Source organism: Brachybacterium sp. AOP43-C2-M15 (assembly GCF_052446295.1).
Classification (GTDB): domain Bacteria; phylum Actinomycetota; class Actinomycetes; order Actinomycetales; family Dermabacteraceae; genus Brachybacterium.
Window position 1 is genome coordinate 111,033 of the sequence record NZ_JBQSWB010000010.1, and the last position, 20,902, is coordinate 131,934.

Here is a 20,902-nt window from a genome sequence, read left to right on the forward strand (position 1 = left end):
GCGTCAGTCCGAGCGACGGGCCCGGTCCCGTGCCGAGGGCTCGGCACCCTCGGACGCCGCGCGGCGTCCGGTCGTCACCGTCCCCGGCGCCACGTCGTCGGTGGAGCCGGTCGGGTCGGTGTCGGAGGGGTCGGTGTCGGTGCGGTCGGTGTCGGTCGGGTCGGAGTCGTCGGCGCCGACGTCGGCATCGACGTCCTCGGTGTCCAGCACCACGCCGCGACGGATGGAGATCGTGACGGCCACGGCGATCGCCGCCACCGCGACCGCGGCGATCAGGAACCGCATCGGGTTCGCCTCGCCGCTCAGCGCGCTCATCCCCACCACCGCGGGGGCGATCAGCACGGCGACCAGGTTCATCACCTTGATCAGCGGATTGATGGAGGGGCCGGCCGTGTCCTTGAACGGGTCGCCGACGGTGTCGCCGATGATGGTCGCCTCGTGGGCGGGCGAGCCCTTGCCGCCGTGGTGGCCGTCCTCGACGATCTTCTTGGCGTTGTCCCAGGCACCGCCGGAGTTGGCGAGCAGGATCGCCATGAGCACACCGCAGGCGATGGCACCGGCCAGGTAGCCGGCGAGCGCCGGGGCGCCGAGGCCGAAGCCCACCGCGATCGGGGCGGCGACGGCGAGCAGGCCAGGGGTCGCGAGCTCGCGCAGGGAATCGCGGGTGACGATGTCCACGACCCTGCCGTACTCGGGCTTGGCGGTGCCCTCCATGATCCCGTCGATCTCGCGGAACTGGCGGCGCACCTCGTAGACCACGGCGCCGGCGGCGCGGCCCACGGCGCTGATGGCGAGGCCGGAGAACAGGAACACCACGGCCGCGCCGATGATCACGCCCACCAGGGTCTGCGGGGAGAAGACCACGGACTGGGCGAGGAAGTCCTCGTACCGATCGCCGAGCACGCCGCGGATGGAGTCGGTGTAGGAGCCGAACAGGGCGGTCGCGGCGAGCACCGCGGTGGCGATCGCGATGCCCTTGGTGATCGCCTTGGTGGTGTTGCCGACGGCATCGAGCTCCGTGAGGACCTGGGCGCCCTCGCCGTCGACGTCCCCGGACATCTCGGCGATGCCCTGGGCGTTGTCGGTGACCGGCCCGAAGGTGTCCATCGCGACGATCACGCCCACAGTGGTCAGCAGACCGCAGCCGGCCAGCGCGATCGCGAACAGCCCGGCGACCCCGGCCCCGCCCAGGAGGAAGGCGCCGAACACGGCGCCGGCGATCACCAGGGCGGTGAACACGGCGGATTCCAGGCCCAGCGAGAAGCCGGAGAGCACCACGGTGGCGGCGCCGGTGCGCGAGGTCGCGGCGACCTGGCGCACGGGGCGGTCCTCGGTGCTCGTGTAGTAGCCGGTGAGGTACAGGATCAGCACGCCGAGCGCGATGCCGATCGCGACCGAGCCCGAGGCCACCAGGCGGGGGTCGTCGATCGCGGCGGTGACGTCCTGGATGCCGAGCTCCGCGAAGCTGCCCGGCAGGTGGAGGAAGGCCGCGACCGTGCACAGCACCGCGGAGATGACCGCGGAGAGCAGGAAGGAGCGGCGGATGGTGGTCAGCGCGCTCTGCCCGGTCCGCGGAGTGGTGAGGTAGATGCCGATCAGCGCGGTGAGCACGCCGATCGCGGGAACGATCAGCGGGAACACCATGCCCGCCTCGCCGAAGGCGGCGCGGCCCAGGATCAGGGCGGCGACGAGCGTGACGGCGTAGGACTCGAAGAGGTCAGCGGCCATGCCCGCGCAGTCGCCGACGTTGTCGCCGACGTTGTCCGCGATGGTCGCGGCGTTGCGGGGATCGTCCTCGGGGATGTTCTGCTCGACCTTGCCCACGAGGTCGGCGCCGACGTCGGCCGCCTTGGTGAAGATGCCGCCGCCGACGCGCATGAACATCGCGACCATCGCGGCGCCGAAGCCGAAGCCCTCGAGCACCAGCGCGGCGTTGCCGCGGAAGACCAGCACCACGATCCCCGCGCCCAGCAGGCCGAAGCCGATGGTGGCCATGCCGACGCAGGCTCCGGTGCGCACGGCGATGAGCATCGCCGGGTCCCGTCCGGTCTCATGGGCCGCCGCGGCCACGCGCACGTTCGCCCGCACCGCGAGCCACATGCCCAGGTAGCCGATGAGGCCGGAGAAGGCGGCACCGACCAGGAAGGCGACCGACCGGGCGCCGCGCAGGAACAGCCCCTCGGCGCCCTCGACGCCGTGCGCGGGCAGGAGCAGCAGGAGCACGAAGGCGATCGCGGCGAAGACGGCGAGAGTGCGCAGCTGGCGACGGAGATACGCCGCAGCGCCCTCCTGGACGGCACCGGCGACCTCGTTCATCGCCTCGGTCCCGGTGTGTGCGCGCAGCACCTCGGTGCGGAACCTGAGGGCCATGGCGATCGCGATCAGAGCGATCACCACGATCACCGCGACGGTGCCGAGGCTCGCCGCGGAGAGGGTGAGGGAATCCGGTGTCATGAGGTCCTCCGCACGTCGTCGTGGGGTCGGGTCCTGGAGATCGCCGTGCACTGTGAGCCAGTGCACAGCCCTGATCAGGGCACCCTAGCGGTGATGAGGCCCGGAGAACACCGTTTGCGGATTCCGGGGTCTGCGGAGTCCGGGGGCCTGTGCCGTGCGACGACGCCCTCACCTGGCCCCGATCCGCTCTGGCCCCTGCACCCCCCGAGGCGTAGCGTGATCGCACCGATCCCGCGGGGTCCGGCCCCGCGGTCGACGACCAGGAGGTCACCATGGCAGGCCACGTCTACAACGTCACCGAGATCGTCGGCACCTCACCGGAGAGCACCGACGACGCCGTGAAGAACGCTCTCGCCGAGGCATCCCGAACCCTGCGGAACCTCGACTGGTTCGAGGTGCAGTCCACCCGCGGGCACATCGTGGACGGCTACGTCGCCGACTGGCAGGTGACGATCAAGATCGGCTTCCGGCACGAGTCCTGAGCCCGCTCCGGCCGAGCGAGTCGACACCGCACGGGCCGGCGCGCTCGGTCGGTGCCCGAGGACCGCGGCGCCGCCGTCCCGGACACCCCCACCCCGGTTCAGTCGCTCGAGGCGCTGACGCCGAGGGCCGCGGCGTGCTCGCTGGCGATGCGGGCGAGGTCGAGATCCCTGCTGGTGATCCCGCCGACGTCGTGGCTCGAGAGGGTCACGGTGACCTCGGGATAGGTCAGGGTGAGGTCCGGGTGGTGGTCCGCCTCCTCGGCGGAGGCGCCGATACGGTCGACCAGCGCGAGCCCCGTCGCGAAGTCGCCGGTGGAGAAGCGGGCGGTGAGGGTCTCCCCCTCGCGGCGCCAGTCGTCGAGCGCGGCCTCCTCGATCTCGGCGGAGGACAGGGTCTTCTTCGGATCAGCCATGCCACCATCGTGCGCCCTCCGGGGGCCGACGGCCAGCCCTGCGGGAGGACGCGGTCGTACGGGACACTGGAGGCATGGACGATCTGCTGGTGACCCCGGGGCCCGGTGCGCCCCGCGGTCTGCGGGTCCCCGCCGCGGAGCTGGTCGAGCAGTTCTCCCATGCCTCGGGGCCGGGCGGGCAAGGAGTCAACACCTCCGACTCCCGCGTGCAGCTGAGCCTCGACCTGACCACGACCGGCGCGCTCGACGAGGTCCAGCGGGCCCGGGTCCTCTCCCGGCTCTCGACGAAGCTCGCGGGCGGCGTGCTCACCGTGGCCGCCGCCGAGCAACGCTCCCAGCGCCAGAACCGTCGGGCGGCGCGCGAACGACTGGCCGCCCTGCTGCGCGAGGCGGTCGCACCGCCCGTGGTGCGTCGAGCGACCCGGCCCACCAAGGGGTCGAAGCGTCGGCGACTGGAGGCGAAGCGCCGACGGGCGGAGCTCAAGCACACCCGCCGTCGGCCCGGCGCGGACTGACGGGCCCGCACCGCAGCTGCCCGGAGCGGTGCACGGCTGCACCGCCCCGCGGCGCGGCGAGGTCGCATTCGCCCGGCACGCCCCAGCGCGTCCGCGCCTCCGAGGACGCGCGACTGGCCTAGGTTGAGCAGATGCTCCGTCGCCTCCTCGCCCGCGCCTTCTGGGCCGTCAGCCCGTGGAAGCTGGTCTCCACGCACACCCCGGACCGCCCCACGGTGATCATCGGCGCCCCGCACACCTCGAACTGGGACTTCGCGCTGATGCTGGCGATCGCCTGGCGGCTGGGGGTGCGGCTGCGCTGGCTGGGCAAGCACACCCTGTTCACCTCCTGGCGCGGCCCGATCATGCGCACCCTGGGCGGGATCCCGGTGGATCGCCGGGATCCGAGCGCCGTGGTCGCCGAGGTCGTGGAGCAGGTGCGGGCGGGGGACGTGTTCGGGCTCGTGGTCACCCCGGACGGCACCCGGGGCGCGCACACGCACTGGAAGTCGGGCTTCGCCCGCATCGCCCGGGAGACGGGCCTGCCGGTGACGCTCGGCTTCGTGGATCGCACCACCATGACCACCGGGCTGGGGCCGCGGATCACGCTCGGCGACGACATCCGCGCCGACATGGACCGGATCCGGGCGTTCTACGCGGACAAGTCCGGGTACCACCCCGCGGCGCGGGTCGAGCCGCGCCTGCGCGAGGAGGACCAGGCGCCGGGGGCGCCCGGGAGCAGCTCCCCCGAGCCGCGCTGATCCTGCATCGGGCCCGTGACGGTGCGGGGCCCGGTTCCGTGATGCCTGGACGGCCCCGCGCGGGTGCCGGTCCGGCGCCGTCCCTGCCTGCCGAGGAGACGGCCCCGCAGCACCACCGACCGGTCCCCTACGATGCGCCTCAGGCGATCTCCCGCCCCCTGCCCGCGAAGAAGGTGCCCCCATGCCGGACGTCCCCCCGCCCGAGGCGCCCACGCCGGGTGCTCCCCAACCTGTCGTCCCCCGGCCCCTGCGCCGTCTGGGCTTCCTCACCATCGGGCTGTTCGACCCGGAGCACCCGGCCGACGGCCACGAGTCGACCCTGCGGATCATCGAGCTCGGCGAGGACCTCGGCTTCGACAGCGCCTGGCTGAGGCACCGGCACCTGCAGTTCGGGATCTCCTCCCCGGTGGCGGTCATGGCCGCGGCCTCGCAGCGCACGCGCCGCATCGAGCTGGGCACCGCGGTCACGCCGCTGGGCTGGGAGAACCCGCTGCGCCTGGCCGAGGACCTCGCGACCGTGGACCTGCTCTCCGGCGGGCGCGTCAACCCGGGCGTCAGCGTCGGCACCCCGATGCAGTACGAGACCGTCAGGGACGCGCTCCATCCCCACACCGCGGAGGCGGAGGACTTCTCCAAGGAGCGGGTCTCCCACCTGCTGCGCTTCGTCGCCGGTGACCCGGTCCGCGAGTTCTCCGGCAAGCAGGGTGTGGTCGAGGAGTTCTCCCGCCGCGTGGAGCCGCACTCCCCCGGTCTGCGGGACCGGCTCTGGTACGGGGCCGGAAGCATGGACTCGGCCGTCTGGGCGGGGCGGAACGGCATGAACCTGCTCTCCAGCAGCGTGATCTTCCCGGACCCCGAGGAGGAGCCCGACTTCGCCGCGGTGCAGGCCGCACAGATCCGCGCGTTCCGGTCCGCGGCCGCCGAGCATGCTCCCGAGGCCCCGTCCCGGGTCTCGCAGGGCCTGGTGGTCATCCCCACGGACTCGGCCACCGCCGCCCAGGAGCGGAGGTACCGCGACTACGCCCAGGAGCGCCTGCCCCGCACCCGCAGCCCGCAGGGTCCCCGCGGCATGCTGTTCGCCCCCGACCTCGTCGGCACCAGCGAGGAGATCGCCGAGCAGCTGCACGCGCACGCGGGCTTCCGCGAGGTGGACGAGGTCGCCTTCGCGCTCCCGTTCAGCTTCGAGCACGAGGACTACGCCCAGATCCTCACCGACATCGCCGCCCGTCTGGGGCCGATGCTGGGCTGGTCCCCGTCAGCGACCTGATCGCCCGGCCCGTTCCCGCAGCACGAGGAGCGCCCGGCAGCGCGGCACTCCCCCAGGCAGGCGGTGCCGCAGGCCGGCGGTCCGACAGACTGGCGGGATGGACGACCAGGAGAATCCCGCCGCGGGTCCCCGCAGCGCCCGCCTCGAGGCACGGCGGTCCGAGGTGCTCGCGCAGCTCACGGAGATCGAGCACGAGCTCACCGCCCTGCGCAGCACCCGCGAAGGGCTCAGCGACGACGACGAGCACGACCCCGATGGTGTGCCGCTGTCCTCGCAGTGGGACCGTCTCGAGGGGCTGAAGCAGGCCAAGCGCGACCAGCTCGCCTCGATCGACGAGGCCCTCTCCCGCACCGAGCGGGGTCAGGAGGAGCGGTGCCGCGTGTGCGGCCGCCCCATCGCCCCGGCACGACTCGAGGTCAGGCCGGAGGCGACCACCTGCATCGACTGCGCGCCCTGAGCGCGTGTGGTCGCCGTCCGGGTCGGCGGCCGCTCCACGAGCCCGCCCCCACCGACCACGACGTGGGCCGTGCCGGAGCGCGGTGTCAGGCAGCCGAGATGGTCGTGCGGGGCTCGCCCTCCTCGGCGCGTCGACGCGAGCGCCGGTCCCATTCCACGATGAGGCGGAGGACCAGGCCTCCGGCGAGGACTCCGCCGACGAGGTCGGTGGCCCAGTGCCAGCCGATGAGGAACGAGACCGCGACCGAGTTGATCGTGATCGCCACGACGACCCAGCGCAGGATGCGCACGAGACGGTCCGACGCCCCGGTGTAGTTCGCGATGAGATAGACGGCCGCGCCGTAGATCAGCACCGCCTCGGCAGCATGGCCGGAGGGGAAGCTGATCCCCTTCGAGCCCATCTCGAAGAACCCGGCTTCGAAGAATCGCGGGTCGCGCTCGTAGGTGACGCCGCGAGCGGTCAGCACCTTCAGCGATCCGACGCCGAGGAGGAATCCCGCCTCGGCGAGGAGACCGATCACGATGGGGCGCCAGGAGCGCCGGCGCCGTGCGATCACGATCGCGACCACGGCGAGGACGGGAAGGCAGACGGCCTGTCCGGCGATGCGGTCCAGCACGTTCTGCGCGAAGGGCAGCAACGACGGCTCGACGCGGTAGAGCCAGCGCTTGGCGAGGAAGAGGTCCAGGTCGTTGAGGGGCCTGGCGGCCAGCAGCATGAGGCCCGTCAGCGCGGCGGCGAGGACGGGGACCGAGGTCAGACGGTCGAACATGCTGCGGCTCGGGTCGCCGAGGAGGCCCTTGGCGAGGCGGGGATCGACCAGGGCGTCGGACGGAGTCTGGGATTCGGCGACCATCGTTGAGAAAGTCTAGAAAGCGCTCGTGACCCGCGGAAGAGGACGGAGTGGAAGCTCACGAACTCCACACACGATTCTGAGTTCCGCCGTTCCGGAGTGGTTTCCGGGGACCGGAATCGGGTGAGGCGGATCTCATTCCCGCCTCCCGTCCGGGGCATCGGTGGTGCGGGCGCTGTGGGCGGTGTCGGCGGTGTCGGCGGTGTGGGCGGTGCGGGCGGTGTCCGTGGCGCCCGTGTCCGCACCGGCGTGGGCGAGCAGCGCGGCGACCTCGGGGAACCCTGAGGTCACGGCGATGCGGTAGGAGGTCCGGTCGCCGTAGCCGGGGTGGTGACCGCGACCGTCGGGGTCCACCCCGTGCTCGAGCAGCAGCCGCGCGCGAGCGAGCATCCCGTGGCCGGAGGCCCAGCGGAGCTGCTCGGTGAGCATCTGCTGGGGCGTGGGCAGGGCCGCGTCCGCGAAGGAGCCGTCGCCCAGGCGTCGCCTCCAGACCGAATCCTTCGGCTCTCCGAGCCCGTGCTCGAACAGGAGCACGAGATGGGAGTCGTCCTCGCGGAACATGCGGTTGTACAGGGCCTGGCCGTCGTTGGGGTCCGCCCCCGCCGCGAGCAGCATCCTCGCGAGGGTCAGGGCGTCGGGGTGGGGCGGCTGGTCCTGCTCACCGCCGCCGAGCACGCCGGTGAGGGCGGTGAACGGCGGGATCTCGCCGTTCCAGAGGAAGCCCGCATCGGGATCCGCTCCCGCCGCGAGCAGGATCTCCGCGGTGCGGACGGCCGAGCGACCGGGCCCGTCGCCGAGCCGACCGTAGGCGAGGTGGAGCAGGGGCGGCCAGTCGAACGGTCCGCCGCTCGCGTGCACGGCACCGGGATCGTCCTCGAGGTGCCGTGCGAGCTCCTCGTGCGCCCCGGTGGTCGCCATGGTGAACACGTCGGCCGTGGCGAGCTCCGGCTCCGCGGCGAGCAGCGCGCGGGCACGGCGGATCGACCCAGGGCGGTCCCGGGTGTAGTTCAGGCACGCGAGCTGCAGCAGGTGCTCGGCGCGCGCGGCGGGATCCGCAGGGGCGTCCTCCCCCGCCGGTCCGGGCCGACGCGTGCGTTCGGCGAGGAACCGGGAGAGCTCCGCGGGCAGGGTGTGGTCAGCGGACACGTCGGCCTCCTTCGGCTCTGCGTCACGCTAGCAGGGCGACCCGCCCGATCCCGACGCGGCCTGCGGACCGCTCGAGGGCGAGCGGACCGGGGGGCTGCGACGGGGGTGGGGATGACCCCCGCCCGCCTCGAGGGTCAGCACCACTGCGCGGCGCCCCCGGCCCTGCGTATCGTCCTCGGCATGAGATCACTCTTCGACACCCTCCGCGGCCTCGGATACCGGCGCGGGCCCCGACGCGTCCTCGCCGGCATCGGCGGGGGCCTCGCCGAGAAGTTCGGGATCGACGTCTGGCTGGTCCGCGCGCTGCTCCTGGCCTCCTTCCTGCTGCCCGTGCTGGGCTTCGGCGCCTACCTGGTCGTCTGGATCCTGACCCCGTGGGAAGACGGTTCGATCCCGCTGGAGCGCGCGCTCTCCCGGTGACCGTGCCGTTCTCCCGTCACCGCCCGGCCGCCCGCCGGTCGCCGCCCCGCCGCGGGGGACGCGTACAGTCATGGACGGAGCTGACACCGGTTCCCCGATGATGGGAGTCCGGATGACCGGCACCGCACGACCTTCCCCAGCGCCGCTGGACCCTGCGAGCGTCAGCGGCTCCGCGCCGGCTCCCGAGCCGCACGCGGAACTGCTCACCCTCGGCCTGCTCGCCGGCTCCTCGCTGGAGAACGAGCGACGCCTGCCGATCCATCCCCACCACCTGGACCGCATCGACCCCGACATCCGCGCACGGATGATCGTCGAGCGCGGCTACGGGGCCGGGCTCTCCCTGGAGCCCGGGTTCGTCGCCTCCCGCGTGGGGCGCATCGCCGAGCGGGACGAGGTGATCGCCTCCGCCGACGTGCTGCTGCTGCCCAAGCCGCAGGCCGCCGAGCTGGACGAGATCCCCGAGGGCCGCGTGCTGTGGGGCTGGCCGCACTGCGTGCAGGACGCGGAGATGGCCCAGGCGGCGATCGACCGGCGGCTCACGCTCATCGCCTTCGAGGCGATGCACCACTGGACCCGCCATGGCCACTACGGCCTGCACGTGTTCCACAAGAACAACGAGCTCGCCGGCTACTGCTCGGTCCTGCACGCGATGAGCCTGACCGGCATCTCCGGCCATTACGGCCCGCGGCGCAGCGCCGTGGTGATCGGCTTCGGCGCCACCGCGCGCGGCGCCGTCACGGCGCTGAACGCCCAGGGCATCCACGACATCGAGATCCTCACCCAGCGCGGGGTCGCGGCGGTGGCCTCGCCGATCCACGGTGCGCAGATCATCCAGCTCGACACCGACGAGGGCGAGCTCCACGAGAGCGAGGTCCTCTCGCAGCAGGGCATCGTCCCGCTGCCGGAGTTCCTGGCCTCCCACGACATCGTCGTCCACTGCACCCTCCAGGACGTCTCCGCGCCCCTGACGTACCTGCGGACCGCCGACCTGGGGGCCTTCGCCGCCGGATCGCTGATCATCGACGTCTCCTGCGACGCGGGGATGGGCTTCGAATGGGCCCGGCCCACCGGGTTCGACGACCCGATGTTCACGGTCGGCCCCGGCGTGGACCACTACGCCGTGGACCACAGCCCGTCCTACCTGTGGAATGCGGCGACCTGGGAGATCAGCGAGGCGCTGCTGCCCTTCCTGCGCACCGTCATGGAGGGACCCGCCGCGTGGGAGGACAGCATGACGATCTCCCGCGCGATCGAGATCCGCGACGGTCAGGTGCGGAACCGGAGCATCCTGGACTTCCAGCGGCGCGAGGAGGAGCACCCGCATCCTGTGCGGCGATGAGCACCGCGCACGACAGGGCCGCGCGCGACCCGTCCCCCTGTGTTCATCCCCCTGCCACGAGCCCGTCACGGCGGGGCGCTTCACTGGCACCATGGACAGATCCCCTGCGCCGAACCGCCGCACCGTGCTCCGGGGCGCCGCTGCGGCGCTCGCCTCGACCCTGCCCGTCGCCGCACACGCCGCACCGGTCGTGCCCGCGGGCCCCGCGACCTCCCGTCTGACGCTCCCGTCCGGCCTGCAGACCGGGGACGTCACCTCGAGCTCCGCGGTGCTGTGGTCCCGGTCCTCCGCCGACGGCAGGCTGCACGCCGTCCTGCACGCGCTCGACGCTGACGGGCGCCGGCTCACGTCCGGCGGTCGACGACGCGGAAGGGAGGCGGGCGAGGACGGCCGGCCGATCCGCCTGCGCGGCCCCTGGGCCACGGCGGACACCGACTTCACCGCCCGGATCAGCGCGGACGGCCTGCCCGCCGGCACCGCGTTCGAGACCGAGCTGTTCTTCGAGGACGAGAACGGTCGCCGGGGAGAGGTGGGCATCGGCCGCTTCAGCACCGCCCCGGGCCGGAGGTCCGACGGTGCGCAGACCTTCGTGTGGACCGCGGACACCGCCGGCCAGGGCTACGGCATCAACCCCGACGTGGGCGGCATGTTCGGCTACGAGACGATGCGGTCCCTCGCCCCCGACTTCCTCCTCCACGCCGGCGACACCGTCTATGCGGACGGCCCGATCGCCGAGACCCTGGAGGAGCCCGACGGCGCCGTGTGGCGCAACGTGGTGACCGAGGAGGTCGCGAAGGTGGCGGAGACGCTGCGGGAGTTCCGGGGACGCCACGCCTACAACCTCATGGACGAGAACATCCGTGCGATGAACGCCGAGGTCCCCGTCATCGCCACCTGGGACGATCACGAGACCACGAACAACTGGTGGCCCGGCGAGATCCTCGAGGACGACCGCTACACCGTCCGCGACGTGGACGTCCTCGCCGCCCGCGGCCGACGCGCCTGGCAGGAGTACCAGCCCATCGCGGAGTCCCGCGCCCTGTCCCCGGGCACCGGCTTCGAGCCGCAGCGCATCCACCGCCGGATCGAGCGGGGCCCCGACCTGGACGTGTTCGTGCTCGACATGCGCACCCACAAGGGCGAGAACACGGACGGGCTCGAGCAGCGCTCCACGCCGATGCTCGGCGAGGAGCAGCTGCAGTGGCTGCTGCAGGGGCTGCGCAGATCACAGGCGACGTGGAAGGTGATCCTCGCCGATCTCCCGCTCGGCATCGTGGTCCCGGACGGCGAGGGACAGGAATCCATCGCCAACGCGCAGGACGGCGCTCCCCTGGGACGCGAGCTCGAGCTCGCACGGCTCCTGGCGGGGATCAAGCACCAGCGCACGCGGAACGTGGTGTTCCTGACCGGCGACGTCCACTACTGCGCGGCCCACCACTACTCGCCCGAGCGCGCGGCCTTCACGGACTTCGACCCCTTCTGGGAGTTCGTGGCCGGTCCGATCAACGCCGGCTCCTTCGGACCCAACGAGATGGACGGAACCTTCGGGCCCCGGGTGGACTTCCAGAAGGCCGGCCCCGCGATGGGCTCCCCGCGCGACGGCACCGGGCAGTTCTTCGGCCGGGTCGAGGTCGCCCCGCAGGGCGAGGCGTTCACCGTCGAGCTGATCGATGCGAACGGCGACGTGCAGTACACCCGCACCCTCACCCCGCAGCGCTGAGCTCCCCCTCGCGCCGGCCCGCCCGGAGTCACCGGAGTTCCCGGAGTTCCCGGAGTTCCCGGAGTTCCCGGAGTTCCCGGAGGCCACGGCACGACGGTGGCCCGTGCCCCGCTACCGCAGTGCGCGCCGGGCCGCCCGGTTCACCGCGCGCCGACCGGCGCGCCTGCCGACGGCCTCGGGGCCCTTGCGGACGGCGCGGGCATCTCCACGCACCCGTCGCAGCTTCAACAACCAGTTCAGCATCACTGCCCTCCTCGAGCATCGAGAGATCCCGACCCTACGCCGGCACCCCGCGCAGGGACATCGTCCCAGCGTGCGGCATCGCCGGCGGTGAACCAGCCGTCGATCGCACGCACCACCTCGACGTGGATCTCCGCCGTGCGCACCGGATCGGGGACCTGCATGCCGTGGTCCGCCTCCGGGATCTCGAGCACGTCGGCGTCGAGCGCATCGGCGGCGAGCGCGGCAGCGATCCTGCCGTCCCAGGTCATGGTGTCGCCGGTGCCGCCGACCAGGAGCTGCCGCCCCGGATGCTCCTGGATCCCCCGCGTCACCGCGGGGAGGGTCAGGAGCGGCGTGAGCCAGACGGCGTCGATGCGCTGCTGGGCGGCGTACGGCGCGGCCATCGTCCCCAGGGACTTGCCGATCACGCGGACCGGCCCCGGATGCTCACCGATCGCCGCCGCGAGCTCGTGCCCCACGCGCTCGGGCCCCCAGCTCTCCGACGCCTCCCAGCTGACCGCGCGCACGTCCCAGCCGTGGTGGATCGCCACCTGGCCGGCGAAGTTCAGCAGCGGCATCGAGCAGGTGTATCCGCGCCCGGGCAGCAGGACCACCAGGCCGAGAGAGGGCTCGGGGCCCTTCCAGTCCGTCCAATGGCTCACGGCCCCTCCTCGCTCCTCGTCCCCGGGCTCCGCCGCCCCTCGGCCGCGCGGGTGCGCGGGTGCGCGGGTGCGTCGGGGGATGCTACCCTCCCAGTCTCCTGTCCCCGTCGAATCGAGCGAACCGGTGAGGAATCCCGACGCGACCGCGTGACCCGCGCTGATCGACGACGCACGCCCGCCGCGGTGGGAGCATCGCGCAGCGCCCCGACGCTGATCCGTCGATGCCCGTCCCCACCGGGGCCACCGGCACTCCGTGCGGGGCAATCGGCCCGTGATCAGCACCGCCATGCATCGATCACAGGAGATCACCATGTCCGCACTGACCTTCGATCAGGTGACGTTCCTCTGGCCCGACGGGAGCATCGCCCTCGACGGCGTGTCCGGGACGTTCGGCACCGGGCGCACGGGACTCATCGGCCGCAACGGCTCGGGCAAGTCGACCCTGCTGCGCCTCGCGGCCGGCGAGCTCACGCCGACCTCCGGCCACCTCACGACCGACGGCGACGTCGCCCACCTGCCGCAGGACCTCACTCTCGACGACGACGCGCGCGTCGTCGAGGTCCTCGGGGTGGCACGCCCAGTGGACGCCGTGCGCGCCATCGCCGACGGCGACGTCGACCCCGCACGATTCGACGAGGTCGGCGAGGACTGGGACGTCGAGGCCCGCAGCCACGCCGCGCTCGACCAGGCCGGCCTCGGCCCGGAGATGCTCGAGCGCCGCGTCGGTGAGCTCTCCGGCGGCGAGGCGATGCTCGTCGCGCTGCTCGGGATCCGGCTGCGCGGCGCGGCCGTCACGCTGCTGGACGAGCCGACGAACGACCTCGACCGGGACTCCCGCGAGAAGGTGCACCACCTCGTGAGGTCCTGGAGCGGCGCCCTGGTGGTCGTCTCCCACGACACCGAGCTGCTCGACCTGATGGACACCACCACCGAGCTGTACGCGCACGAGCTGACGACCGTCGGCGGGCCCTACTCGACGTGGCGGGCCCGGCTCGAGACGGAGCAGGCGGCCGCCCGGCAGGCCGAGGTCGAGGCGAGGAAGGCGCTGGCGAAGGAGAAGCGCCAGCGGATCGAGGCCGAGACGACGCTGGCCCGTCGCGCCCGGTATGCGAAGAAGGACTACGAGAACAAGCGCCGCCCGCGGGTGATCATGAAGCTCCGTGCCCAGGAGGCGCAGGTGTCCGCGGGCAGGCTGCGCGGAGAGGTGCAGCGCAAGGAGGACGAGGCCCGCCGCGCCCTCGACGCCGCCGAGCGACGGGTCCGCGAGGACCGTTCGGTGCACATCGACCTGCCGGACCCCGGTGTCGCCTCGGCCCGGCGCCTCGCGGAGCTCGGCGACGGGGAGCGCACCTGGATCGTGCAGGGACCCGAGCGCGTGGCCCTGACCGGCCCGAACGGCGCGGGGAAGACGAGCCTGCTGCGTGCCCTGCTGGGCCGCCCCTGCTCGGGCGCCGGAGCGGGCGCGGTCCCCGCCGTCCGCGCGGCGTCGACGCTGCGCACGGACCGCGTCGGGTACCTGCCCCAGCGCCTCGACGACCTCGACGAGAGCGCCTCGGCGCTCGATGTCGTGCGCTCTGCCGCCGCCGGGACACCGGACGGCGAGCTGACGAACCGTCTGGCCAGGTTCCTCCTGCGCGGGGAGGCCGCGCACCGTCCCGTCGGCTCGCTCTCCGGGGGTGAGCGCTTCCGGGTCGCGCTGGCCCGGCTGCTGCTGGCCGACCCGCCGCCGCAGCTGCTGATGCTCGACGAGCCGACGAACAACCTCGACCTCGAGACCTCGGGCCAGCTGCTGGATGCGCTCCGGTCCTACCGCGGGGCCGTGCTGGTCGTCAGTCACGACCACGCCTTCCTGCGTGAGCTGGCGCCGGACCTCGTGCTCGAGCTCCGCAACGACGCCCTCACGGAACGCCGGATCGGCGCCGCGCCCTGAAGGCTCCGGCCAGCATCGAGGAATGGGTGATCCTCTGACGACCGCGCATGATCTCGTCGCCGCGCTGCAGGAGGCGGCCGATCCCGAGGAGGCCGCGCGAATCCGCCTCCGAGGCGCGGCCGATGAACCGGTGATCGGCGTCCGCGGGTCGCCTCCGCGGTCAGGATCTATCGCAAGCACGCGTCACGGCGCAGTCGACAGGGCGCTCATGCCCCGTCCGTCGGACCGTTCCCGGTGAGCAGCCCGTGCGCCTCCTCGCGGACGACCTCGACGGCGGACGGCCCGAGGGACAGGGAGACCGTCACCGGATCACTCGGCCAGGGCGTCCCGGAGGACGTCGATCGCGAGCATGCGGGCGAGTTTCGCTGCCGTGGCGTCGCGGGGGCCGTCCAGGAGCAGGAGGTCGTGGACCATGTCGGCGACCCGGAATTCCGCTGCGTGCGAGTCGCGGAGGCAGCGCCCCAGCGCCGCGAGCACAGGCAGCGCGCCGACGTCGACAGTGCGCTCCCGCAGCTCGGGGACGTCGCACCGGTGCCTCTGGGCGTCGGCATCTCGCTGTTCGCGGGCCTGGGCAGCACATCGAGCTCGAACGCCTCGAGACCTCCGCCTACGCGAGCGAGACCCACCTCCGCTGCCGAGTCCTCCGACAGGGATCGCTGCAAGGCCTGACGGCAGAGGTGAACCGCGCGCCACCGGCCGACGGCTCACGAGTCGATCGGACCTCCGCAGGTTCCGCCAGCCCCCTCCGGGCCGACCGCAGCACGATGGCCACCTCGCCTCGTCCTTCCCGGCCAGGGACGACACCTTTCCGACTTCCCGGCACGAGGCGCTGACGTGCAACGTCACCGCGCCCCGAAGCGGATCGACCCCGGAACGGCGGTGGGGATCACCCCGACAGCTGCACGGATGGACAGATCCCTCCGAGGACGTAGGTGGTGCGCCGGTCGTAGTCCACCCGCGCTGGCCGAGCGCCGTGTTCGAGCGCGAGAGCGTTGTCAGTGGCCAGGGCATGGAAGTCTCCTGCCATGAACCCGTCGGCCAGGACGCCGACGGCATGGCCCTGCGTGACGAGCTCGCCGTGGAAGGCTTCTCCCGTGCGGCACAGGTCCATGAGCGCCTCGGAATCGGGGAACTGCTGCAGCAGGACTCCGTTGACCGCCGGCAGCCGATACTGGAGATCCCGTAACGCACGGACGTAGGCGCAGATCCGTTCGCCGACGTCCGGGACTGCTCGCACGCGCTCGATGAGATCCGTCAGCTCCCCCGCCACGAGCTCATCGATGACCGCGTCGATCAGCCCGATACGCCCCCCGAAGCGGTTGAAGATGGTCGCCTTGCTGACGCGAGCAGCCGCTGCCACGTCCTCGAGGGGCACGGACAGCCCGCGCTCGGCGAACATCCGCACAGCTGCTGCACGGATCCGGTCAGCGTTCCGGCGCGCATCGACTCGCAGCACGGGCGAGGGCTCTGCATCGGTCATCGTCACCTCCGGGACGCCACAACTTGACCACGCCGGTCAAGTTCATGCACCATGCTACGCGACCGCAAGTTGACCACATGAGTCAACTTAATGTGCGCAGCGCTGATCGCCATGTGCACCTCGACAGAAGGACGCCGCCATGATCGTCGTGACCGGAGCCACCGGAACCCTCAACGGAGCCACCGTCGAGCATCTCCTGCGGCGGATCCCTGCAGAACGGATAGGCGTCAGCGTCCGCGACCCGTCACGCGCAGACCACCTCGCACGGCGCGGCGTCCGCGTGCGACGAGGAAGCTACGACGACCCGGTCTCGCTGCGCCACTCCTTCGCCGGCGCGCAGCAGGTGCTCCTGGTCTCCTCCAGCGACATCACGGCGGACGTCGTCGCCCAGCACCGCAGAGCGATCGACGCGGCCGCGGCCGCAGGGGCAGAGCGGATCCTCTACACCAGCGCTCATGGGGCAGGTGTCGACACTCCGTACCCGCCGCTGGCGATCCACGCCGCCACGGAGGAGCACCTCGCGGACGTCGGCGTCCCGTGGACCGCCCTTCGCAACGGCTTCTACGGGGACCTGGGGCAGCTCCTCGGTCCATGGCAGAGCACGGGGATGATCGCGAAGCCCGCCGACGGGCCGTTCCCCTGGGTGGACCGCCGAGACGCAGCCGAAGCCGCTGCGGCGATCCTCACCGGGGACGTCCCCGTCGAGGGCCCCGTCGACCTGGTCCCGCCATCGCCGGTCACCCTCGCGGACTTCGCCGCAGCGGCGTCCGAGCTCACCGGCCGCCAGATCGAGCGCGCCATCGTCGATGACGAGACGTGGGTCGCCGAGGAGGTCGCGGCCGGCACGCCGGAACCGGCGGCGCGCTTCACCCTGTCGATGTTCCAGGCCACACGGAGCGGCTACTTCGCCCGCTCCGACTCCACCCTCTCCAGGCTCCTCGCCCGGGAACCGCGGAGCATCGCCGAGCTGCTGACCGAGCAGATGAGGTGAGGGGACGGTCCCGTGGGGTCCTTCATCGAGTCAGGACGGTGAGTACTGGCTCACGGTGAAGTCGGCGCCCTGGGGGTCACGCACCAGCGCAGCGAGGGTCCAGTCGGTGTCCTCGGTGGAGAGCACGGTGCCGCCCAGTCGCTCGGCGGCGGCGGCGATCCCGTCGCGGTCCTGCACGGCGAAAGTCACGTGCCAGCTCGGTGATGCGCCCTGGGGCGCCGCGCCGAGCCAGCCGATGGCGTCGGAGAAGCCCGGCGGCGCGCCCTCCGCATGGCGATCGTGGATCCCCGGATCCACGGTCGCGGCCAAGTGGTCGCCGTACCCGGGTCGCCGGATCATCGCAGCGAAGCCCAGATCGACGATCTCCCAACCGAACACTGCCGAGTAGAAGGCCTCGGCCGTGGCGGGATCGGCGGCGCGCAGGTCGCTGAAGTTCCAGGTCCCCGGCGCGTTGGTCAGCTGAGCACCGGGACGCTTCGCGGCCTCCCAGAGCCGAAACGGCACACCCTCGGCGTCCTCGCACAGAGCGAGCCGTCCGGCATCGCCCGCCGGCGTCGGAGGCGACACGACGCGCCCGCCCGCCGTCACCACGCGGTCGGCGACACGGTCGGCATCGTCGACCGCCACATAGGTGTTCCACCGAGCGCCATCTCCGGACGGCGGTTAATCGCCCTGCGTGCCGAGGCCCGCCACCTCGCGTCCGTCCACCTGCGCGACCAGGTACTGCCCGTCCCCGACATCTCGAAACGCCCAGCCGAACAGCCCGCCGTAGAAGTCACGCCCCGCAGCGAGGTCCGCGTACTCGATGTCCACCCACGAGGTGACACCTTCGGGGTAGGTCCTCAGCATGTCCATGGCGTCCTCACTCCCCCATCGTCGTCGACGGGGATCTGATCCATCGTGGCACACCGCTGATGCGCGCTTCGATCAACGCTGGAGCCTCTCGGCCGCTGCGTCCCGCCGGTGCCAGACGGCGAGGCGGGACTCCACCGCCTTCGGGCACGGACGACCGTCTCATGGCCCGGCGGCACGACCTCGATGAGTCAGACCAGCGCGAGCGTCTCCACGGACTGACCGGTGACCTCGGCGATGAGATCGAAGTCCTGGTCAACGGCCAGGACCGTCAGCCCAGCCTTCTCCGCGGTCGCTGCGATGAGCAGATCCGGGATGGACGGAGCGCGGTGCTGGCCACGGTCGGCAAGGAGCATCTGCACCTCGAAGGCGCGGTCCTCCATCGCGGGCGTGAGGTGCTCGATCGGCATGAGCGACAGCGGCGGCAGCCCGAACGCCTCGCGACCTGCTTCACCCGAGCGGGCGGAGAAGCCGAGTTCGAGCCGCGTCACGGTCGAGAGGCGCATCAGCCCCCGCTCGATGCGCGAGTTCCACGCAGCGATGCTCGCCGCCTGGCCCGCCTGCTTGTGCGCGTATGCCGACCTGTCGACCAGCCAGCTCGTCACCGCCACGCGGCATCCATCACGTCAGGATCAGCAAGGTCTCCGAAGGCCGCCGCCGAGCGACTCCAGTCATCGGCAGCGACCGTCGCGGCGACCGGAGTCGAGACGTGCTGCTCCAGTCGCCGGCGAAGGAACTCGTTGCGCGAGAGCCCCAGCGCCGCCGCCTCAGCATCGATGCGCTCGACAGCAGCCTCACTCAGTCCACGGATCAGCACGTTCGTCATCGTGACCGCCTCCGTCAAGATGACATCGCGATATCACACACGGAGTCGAGTGCCGCCCGATCAACGCGTCGTCGCTCGCCCCACGGGAAGCCATCCGTCAAGGCCCGAACGGACCCGGGTCGCGCGCAGGTCGCCAACGGGCTACTCCACCGACCACACAGCGTCGGTGTGGTCACGCTCCACCGATCGAGGCGCACCTTGGCGATGAGAGACTGAGATGAGAGACCGAACTGTGCTTGATCGACCCGAGATCGTCTACATCTGCGGCTCCGCCCGGTCCGCGGGAGAGATGCGCGACGCGAACCGCGGCCTCACCTTCGCCGCCATCATCGTCGTCGCGCCTGGCGAGGCGGGAGACGCCGCTGGCTCGATCTCGAGTGAGCAGAAGACGATGCTGGACATGCTCCACGTGCACAAGAACGACCTGGCTGATCGGGTGCTGGTGGTCAGCCCCGGTGGATACATCGGAGAGTCCACGGGCGAGGAGATCGCTTACGCCCGCGCCAACGGCAAGCCGGTGTCGTTCACTGATCCTGCCTGACGCACCTCGAGCCGCCTGCGGGCCACAGCGCGCTGGGACGCGACTACACGTTGAAGCGGAACTCCGCCGAGTTCCGGGACAGAGCGATCTCTGCCGCAAGGTCCGATCGCAGACCGTCGTGGGCTGCGCCCACTGCGTGGCGCGGATCGGACCAGTTCGCCGACGGGTACAGCCACACCGGCTTCGTCAGCAGAGCCTCCGGCTCCCAGTCGTAGCGCGGCCAGATATGGGCGTGCAGGAACGCGTCCGCGTTCCCGAGGATCCCCACGTTCACGCGACGGAACGCCCCATCGCGACGACGGCAGACCACCTCGACGGCCGACGCGAGAAGATCGACATCAGCCAGGTAGCCGATTCTCTGCGCCCGTGGCAGATCGGAGAGCCGATCAACTCCAGGAACCTTCGTGAGCGCGAGCGAGTATCCCGGCAGCCACTGCACGTCCCCGATCACCGCGAACGACTGGTCCAACTCCGCCAGCACGGTCGGGTTCTCTCCCGCGAGCGCGGACCCCACGCGATCCGAGCGCCAGTCGCTCATGCGACCGCGAGAGGGGTGATCGCAGCGACCTTGTCACGCAGCGCCCGGCGCTCCAGACGCAACTCGTAGTTCGTCTGCAGGTTCATCCACAGCTCCTCGGACGTCCCGAAGTATCGCGCCAGACGGATCGCCGTATCAGCAGTGATCCCCCGCCTGCCGCGCACGATCTCGTTGATCCGGCGCGGTGGCACACCGATGGACACGGCGAGCGTGCTCTGCGTGATCCCGAAGCCCTCGATGAAACCCTCCATCAGGATCTCTCCCGGGTGGATCGGCTCGATCAGGTCGCTCTCAGTGGTAGTCGACGAGTCCGACATCGTCCGCACCTCCCTCTCTCCAGACGAAGCAGAGACGCCATTGCGCGTTGACGCGGATGCTGTGCCGCCCGGGTCGGTCGCCGACCATACGCTCCAGGCGGCTGCCCGGCGGTACCCGGAGGTCCTCGACATCCTTCGCCGCATGGATCAGCTCGAGCTCACGCAGGGTCGCCCGCTGCACCGTCCGGTCGACGCGCTCGACGTACTGCTCATGCCAGATGCGCTCGGTGTCCTTGCTGCCGAACGATCTGATCACGAGACCAGTGCATAACGGATGCCGTTATTGACGCTAGACGTTGAACCGGAACTCCACCGAGTTCCGGCGATTTCGGAACATTTGGCGCTAAGGCTGTCCCATGGGGTGCCGGGAAGCGGGATTCTGAACCTCTGACCTGGCGATTCAGGGTGCTGCGGCCTCGCAGGCACTGCCCATCGGCGGCTGCCGACCACGATAGCACCCGAGGTGACTGGCGGGCTGATGGAGGACTGGCTGGCGCAGGCTGTTGTACAGGCTGCGCCTCACGCACGCCTGCTCAGATCTGCAAGCTGGACCTACAGGTTCGCCCTACTGCCAACGCTCGCCTGGTACGGGCACTCTCCGTCGTGATTCCTCCAGTCGCACGCGTGGGGACCTTCATGGTGGTGCCAGCCGTAGTATCGACCAGCGTCATCGGACCAGTGCTCACAGCGAATGACCCTCGGCGCGCGCTCGGGGTTGTCCTCGGTCATGAGCCCATGAT

Annotated in this window: 24 protein-coding genes and 1 pseudogene; 11 read left to right on the plus strand and 14 right to left on the minus strand. The window is 71.7% G+C overall.

Going from position 1 to position 20,902, the window contains the following annotated elements:
• Positions 1–3: 3 nt before the first annotated feature.
• On the minus strand, positions 4–2,454 hold the full coding sequence (locus tag ACT3SP_RS12630; protein WP_444587646.1) for a sodium-translocating pyrophosphatase: 2,451 nt from the start codon (positions 2,452–2,454) through the stop codon (positions 4–6).
• A 272-nt stretch (positions 2,455–2,726) separates the two neighbouring features.
• On the opposite strand from ACT3SP_RS12630, the gene ACT3SP_RS12635 reads away from it, so the two are divergent.
• Complete coding sequence (locus ACT3SP_RS12635; RefSeq protein WP_444587647.1) at positions 2,727–2,936, plus strand: dodecin; 210 nt, start codon at positions 2,727–2,729, stop codon at positions 2,934–2,936.
• Positions 2,937–3,034: 98 nt separating this feature from the next.
• On the opposite strand, the gene ACT3SP_RS12640 is transcribed toward ACT3SP_RS12635, so the two are convergent.
• The gene (locus ACT3SP_RS12640; protein WP_444587648.1) at positions 3,035–3,349 is read right to left on the minus strand and encodes a 4a-hydroxytetrahydrobiopterin dehydratase; all 315 of its coding nucleotides are present in this window, start codon (positions 3,347–3,349) and stop codon (positions 3,035–3,037) included.
• A gap of 74 nt (positions 3,350–3,423) precedes the next feature.
• Here ACT3SP_RS12640 and arfB point away from each other — a divergent pair, with 74 nt between their 5' ends.
• From arfB to ACT3SP_RS12660, 4 genes are all read left to right on the plus strand, one after another.
• A complete protein-coding gene (gene arfB, locus ACT3SP_RS12645) occupies positions 3,424–3,864 on the plus strand; it encodes an alternative ribosome rescue aminoacyl-tRNA hydrolase ArfB (RefSeq protein WP_444587649.1) in 441 nt (146 codons plus the stop codon).
• A 131-nt stretch (positions 3,865–3,995) separates the two neighbouring features.
• A complete protein-coding gene (locus tag ACT3SP_RS12650) occupies positions 3,996–4,604 on the plus strand; it encodes a 1-acyl-sn-glycerol-3-phosphate acyltransferase (RefSeq protein ID WP_444587650.1) in 609 nt (202 codons plus the stop codon).
• 181 nt (positions 4,605–4,785) lie between these two features.
• Positions 4,786–5,871 (plus strand): LLM class flavin-dependent oxidoreductase, encoded by a 1,086-nt coding sequence (locus ACT3SP_RS12655; RefSeq protein ID WP_444587651.1) that lies wholly within the window; start codon positions 4,786–4,788, stop codon positions 5,869–5,871.
• A 97-nt stretch (positions 5,872–5,968) separates the two neighbouring features.
• Positions 5,969–6,328, plus strand: a complete 360-nt coding sequence (locus ACT3SP_RS12660; RefSeq protein WP_444587652.1) for a TraR/DksA family transcriptional regulator — start codon at positions 5,969–5,971, stop codon at positions 6,326–6,328.
• A gap of 85 nt (positions 6,329–6,413) precedes the next feature.
• Here ACT3SP_RS12660 and ACT3SP_RS12665 read toward each other — a convergent pair whose 3' ends face one another.
• Positions 6,414–7,181 carry a phosphatase PAP2 family protein gene (locus ACT3SP_RS12665; protein WP_444587653.1) on the minus strand — a complete coding sequence of 256 codons (768 nt, stop codon included), beginning with the start codon at positions 7,179–7,181 and terminating at the stop codon, positions 6,414–6,416.
• Between the two features lie 132 nt (positions 7,182–7,313).
• Positions 7,314–8,324, minus strand: coding sequence for a hypothetical protein (locus ACT3SP_RS12670; RefSeq protein WP_444587654.1), 1,011 nt, complete (start codon positions 8,322–8,324; stop codon positions 7,314–7,316).
• Positions 8,325–8,504: 180 nt separating this feature from the next.
• Here ACT3SP_RS12670 and ACT3SP_RS12675 point away from each other — a divergent pair, with 180 nt between their 5' ends.
• The 3 genes from ACT3SP_RS12675 (at position 8,505) to ACT3SP_RS12685 (ending at position 11,803) form a co-directional block, all read left to right on the plus strand.
• Positions 8,505–8,744: a PspC domain-containing protein gene (locus ACT3SP_RS12675; protein WP_444587655.1), complete on the plus strand. Its 240-nt coding sequence runs from the start codon at positions 8,505–8,507 to the stop codon at positions 8,742–8,744.
• Between the two features lie 112 nt (positions 8,745–8,856).
• Positions 8,857–10,083, plus strand: a complete 1,227-nt coding sequence (locus ACT3SP_RS12680) for a N(5)-(carboxyethyl)ornithine synthase (protein WP_444587656.1) — start codon at positions 8,857–8,859, stop codon at positions 10,081–10,083.
• A gap of 91 nt (positions 10,084–10,174) precedes the next feature.
• Positions 10,175–11,803, plus strand: coding sequence for an alkaline phosphatase D family protein (locus tag ACT3SP_RS12685; RefSeq protein ID WP_444587657.1), 1,629 nt, complete (start codon positions 10,175–10,177; stop codon positions 11,801–11,803).
• Positions 11,804–12,045: 242 nt separating this feature from the next.
• Here the strand turns inward: ACT3SP_RS12685 and ACT3SP_RS12690 are convergent, their stop codons facing one another.
• A complete protein-coding gene (locus ACT3SP_RS12690; RefSeq protein ID WP_444587658.1) occupies positions 12,046–12,687 on the minus strand; it encodes a hypothetical protein in 642 nt (213 codons plus the stop codon).
• A 310-nt stretch (positions 12,688–12,997) separates the two neighbouring features.
• On the opposite strand from ACT3SP_RS12690, the gene ACT3SP_RS12695 reads away from it, so the two are divergent.
• Positions 12,998–14,617: an ABC-F family ATP-binding cassette domain-containing protein gene (locus tag ACT3SP_RS12695; protein ID WP_444587659.1), complete on the plus strand. Its 1,620-nt coding sequence runs from the start codon at positions 12,998–13,000 to the stop codon at positions 14,615–14,617.
• 886 nt (positions 14,618–15,503) lie between these two features.
• Here ACT3SP_RS12695 and ACT3SP_RS12700 read toward each other — a convergent pair.
• Positions 15,504–16,097, minus strand: coding sequence for a TetR/AcrR family transcriptional regulator (locus ACT3SP_RS12700; protein ID WP_444587660.1), 594 nt, complete (start codon positions 16,095–16,097; stop codon positions 15,504–15,506).
• A 139-nt stretch (positions 16,098–16,236) separates the two neighbouring features.
• Here ACT3SP_RS12700 and ACT3SP_RS12705 point away from each other — a divergent pair, with 139 nt between their 5' ends.
• Positions 16,237–17,088, plus strand: a complete 852-nt coding sequence (locus ACT3SP_RS12705; protein WP_444587661.1) for an NAD(P)H-binding protein — start codon at positions 16,237–16,239, stop codon at positions 17,086–17,088.
• Positions 17,089–17,118: 30 nt separating this feature from the next.
• On the opposite strand, the gene ACT3SP_RS12710 is transcribed toward ACT3SP_RS12705, so the two are convergent.
• From ACT3SP_RS12710 to vapB, 5 genes and pseudogenes are all read right to left on the minus strand, one after another.
• The gene (locus ACT3SP_RS12710; protein WP_444587714.1) at positions 17,119–17,592 is read right to left on the minus strand and encodes a VOC family protein; all 474 of its coding nucleotides are present in this window, start codon (positions 17,590–17,592) and stop codon (positions 17,119–17,121) included.
• A gap of 3 nt (positions 17,593–17,595) precedes the next feature.
• Positions 17,596–17,715: pseudogene (locus ACT3SP_RS12715) on the minus strand (VOC family protein); the annotation flags it as partial.
• Between the two features lie 36 nt (positions 17,716–17,751).
• Complete coding sequence (locus tag ACT3SP_RS12720) at positions 17,752–17,943, minus strand: hypothetical protein (protein WP_444587662.1); 192 nt, start codon at positions 17,941–17,943, stop codon at positions 17,752–17,754.
• A 188-nt stretch (positions 17,944–18,131) separates the two neighbouring features.
• Positions 18,132–18,551, minus strand: coding sequence for a PIN domain nuclease (locus tag ACT3SP_RS12725; RefSeq protein WP_444587663.1), 420 nt, complete (start codon positions 18,549–18,551; stop codon positions 18,132–18,134).
• Positions 18,542–18,766, minus strand: coding sequence for a type II toxin-antitoxin system VapB family antitoxin (vapB, locus tag ACT3SP_RS12730; protein ID WP_444587664.1), 225 nt, complete (start codon positions 18,764–18,766; stop codon positions 18,542–18,544). Before vapB ends, ACT3SP_RS12725 begins: the two co-directional genes overlap by 10 nt.
• A 289-nt stretch (positions 18,767–19,055) precedes the next feature.
• Between vapB and ACT3SP_RS12735 the strand changes: the two genes are divergently transcribed.
• A complete protein-coding gene (locus ACT3SP_RS12735; protein ID WP_444587665.1) occupies positions 19,056–19,307 on the plus strand; it encodes a hypothetical protein in 252 nt (83 codons plus the stop codon).
• A 43-nt stretch (positions 19,308–19,350) separates the two neighbouring features.
• Here ACT3SP_RS12735 and ACT3SP_RS12740 read toward each other — a convergent pair whose 3' ends face one another.
• From ACT3SP_RS12740 to ACT3SP_RS12750, 3 genes are read right to left on the minus strand one after another with little or no spacing between them, the layout of a single operon-like run.
• Positions 19,351–19,845, minus strand: a complete 495-nt coding sequence (locus ACT3SP_RS12740) for an HIT family protein (RefSeq protein WP_444587666.1) — start codon at positions 19,843–19,845, stop codon at positions 19,351–19,353.
• Positions 19,842–20,162: a HigA family addiction module antitoxin gene (locus ACT3SP_RS12745; RefSeq protein ID WP_444587667.1), complete on the minus strand. Its 321-nt coding sequence runs from the start codon at positions 20,160–20,162 to the stop codon at positions 19,842–19,844. Before ACT3SP_RS12745 ends, ACT3SP_RS12740 begins: the two co-directional genes overlap by 4 nt.
• On the minus strand, positions 20,137–20,418 hold the full coding sequence (locus tag ACT3SP_RS12750) for a type II toxin-antitoxin system RelE/ParE family toxin (protein WP_444587668.1): 282 nt from the start codon (positions 20,416–20,418) through the stop codon (positions 20,137–20,139). The genes ACT3SP_RS12745 and ACT3SP_RS12750 overlap by 26 nt, the downstream gene beginning before the upstream one ends.
• Positions 20,419–20,902 lie beyond the last annotated feature (484 nt).